This window comes from Streptomyces sp. UH6 (assembly GCF_013421635.1).
Lineage (GTDB): Bacteria > Actinomycetota > Actinomycetes > Streptomycetales > Streptomycetaceae > Streptomyces > Streptomyces abyssomicinicus.
Map to the genome: position 1 here is coordinate 1 of NZ_JACADT010000814.1, position 2587 is coordinate 2587.

Sequence of the window (2587 nt, forward strand, 5' to 3'; positions counted from 1 at the left end):
GGTCCGCCGTGCCCTCCACGTAGAAGGCGTACGAGGCTGAGCCGTCCTCGCCGAGCCGGGCCAGCGCCAGCGTGGTCGGCTCCGGGCCGCGCTGCACCGGGCGGGTGTCCACCCCCGCCTCCCGCAGCCCCTCCAGCAGCGCCCCGCCGTACCCGTCCGTGGAGATCCGCGAGCAGAACGCCACCTGGGCGCCGAGCCGTCCCAGCGCCACGGCGGTGTTGTACGGGCCCCCGCCGGGCACCGGCCGCAGCGGGGCGAGCGGCCCCGGCTCGTGGGGCACCAGGTCGATCAGGGCCTCACCGGCGACGACGATCACGGACGGCTCCTTCTGCGAGGACACGGGAGGGACGGGCCCACGCTCGCACACCGCGAGGCCCCCGGTATCGTCGGGCTCGTCCCGACTCCACGCCGAACCAGGGGAGCTGCGCCATGTCCGGCAGTGACGACCTCCGCCGCCGTACCGTCCTTCGGGGCGCCGCCCTGACGCCCGTCGCGGGCCTCGCCCTCACCGGCTGCGCGGGAGCGGAGGACGACCGCGACTCCTCGTCCGGGACACCGCAGCCCGGCACCGCACTCGGCCCCGAGAGCGACGTCCCCGCGGGCGGCTCGAAGGTCTTCGACCAGCAGAAGGTCGTGGTCAGCCGGACCGAGGACGGCGCGCTCAAGGCATGGAGCACCGTCTGCACCCACGCCGGCTGCGTGATGACCCAGCTGGAGGGCACCACGATCACCTGCGGCTGCCACGGCAGCCGGTTCGACGCCGCGAACGGTCAGGTGCTCAACCCGCCGGCGACCGTTCCGCTCACCGAGGTGCCCGTGAAGGTCGAGAACGGCAAGATCGTCACGGCAGAGGCCTCCTGACAGACCCCCCAAGTAGGGTTGGGGGCATGGCCGACCCTTCCAGCTACCGTCCCCGGCCGGGGGAGATTCCGGACACCCCCGGGGTGTACCGCTTCCGCGACGAGCACCGCCGGGTGATCTACGTCGGCAAGGCGAAGAGCCTGCGCCAGCGGCTGGCCAGCTACTTCCAGGACCTCTCCAACCTCCACCCGCGGACCCGGTCCATGGTGACCACCGCCGCGTCGGTGGAGTGGACGGTGGTCTCCACCGAGGTCGAGGCGCTCCAGCTGGAGTACACCTGGATCAAGGAGTTCGACCCCCGCTTCAACGTCAAGTACCGCGACGACAAGAGCTACCCGTACCTCGCGGTGACGATGAACGAGGAGTTCCCCCGCGTCCAGGTGATGCGCGGGCACAAGAAGAAGGGCGTGCGCTACTTCGGCCCCTACGGCCACGCCTGGGCGATCCGCGACACCGTCGACCTGCTGCTGCGGGTCTTCCCGGTCCGCACCTGCTCGGCCGGCGTCTTCAAGAACGCGGCCCGCACAGGGCGGCCCTGTCTGCTCGGCTACATCGACAAGTGCTCGGCGCCCTGCGTCGGCCGGATCTCCGCCGAGGACCACCAGGACCTCGCCGAGGAGTTCTGCGAGTTCATGGCCGGCCGCACCGGCACGTACCTCCGCCGCCTCGAACAGCGGATGACGGACGCCGCCGAGGACATGGAGTACGAACGGGCCGCCCGGCTGCGCGACGACATCGGCGCGCTGCGCAAGGCCATGGAGAAGAACGCGGTGGTGCTCGCCGACGCCACCGACGCCGACCTGGTGGCCGTCTCGGAGGACGAGCTGGAGGCCGCCGTCCAGATCTTCCACGTCCGGGGCGGCCGGATCCGCGGCCAGCGCGGCTGGGTCACCGACAAGGTGGAGGCCGTCACCACCGGCGGCCTGGTGGAGCTCGCCCTCCAGCAGCTCTACGGCGAGGAGGCCGGGGACTCGGTGCCGCGCGAGGTGCTGGTCACCGCCCTGCCCGAGCCGCTGGAGCCGGTGCAGGACTGGCTGACCGGGCGCCGGGGCGCCCAGGTCTCGCTGCGCGTGCCGCAGCGGGGCGACAAGAAGGCGCTGATGGAGACGGTCACCCAGAACGCCCGCCAGGCGCTGGCGCTCCACAAGACCAAGCGCGCCTCCGACCTGACGACGCGGTCGCGGGCCCTGGAGGAGATCGCCGAGGCGCTCGGGCTGGACAGCGCGCCGCTGCGGATCGAGTGCTACGACATCTCCCACCTCCAGGGCGAGGACGTGGTCGCGTCCATGGTGGTGTTCGAGGACGGCCTCCAGCGCAAGAGCGAGTACCGGCGCTTCGAGATCAAGGGCTTCGAGGGGCAGGACGACGTCCGCTCCATGCACGAGGTGATCTTCCGGCGGTTCCGGCGCTACCTGGCCGAGAAGGAGCGCACCGGCGAGTGGGCCGACGGCGCCGTCGGCGGCGAGGTGACGGCCTCCCCGGCCGAGGAGGACGGGCGGCCGCGCCGGTTCGCCTACCCGCCGCAGCTGGTCGTGGTCGACGGCGGACGCCCGCAGGTCGCCGCCGCGCGGCGGGCACTGGACGAGCTGGGCATCGACGACGTGGCCGTCTGCGGACTGGCCAAGCGGCTGGAGGAGGTCTGGCTCCCCGACGAGGAGGACCCGCTGGTCCTGCCGCGCACCAGTGAGGGCCTGTACCTGCTCCAGCGGGTGCGGGACGAGGCGCA

3 protein-coding genes are annotated in these 2587 nt (G+C 72.6%); 2 read left to right on the plus strand and 1 reads right to left on the minus strand.

All coding sequences use genetic code 11. The features are described from left to right. Positions 1-316: PfkB family carbohydrate kinase (locus HW445_RS26200; protein WP_308799941.1), on the minus strand; the 316-nt coding region annotated here is incomplete at its 3' end. Between the two features lie 113 nt (positions 317-429). Here HW445_RS26200 and HW445_RS26205 point away from each other — a divergent pair. Beyond that, on the plus strand, positions 430-861 hold the full coding sequence (locus HW445_RS26205; RefSeq protein ID WP_180223359.1) for a Rieske (2Fe-2S) protein: 432 nt from the start codon (positions 430-432) through the stop codon (positions 859-861). 26 nt (positions 862-887) lie between these two features. After that, on the plus strand, positions 888-2587 hold a 1700-nt coding region (gene uvrC, locus HW445_RS26210), incomplete at its 3' end, for an excinuclease ABC subunit UvrC (protein WP_180223360.1).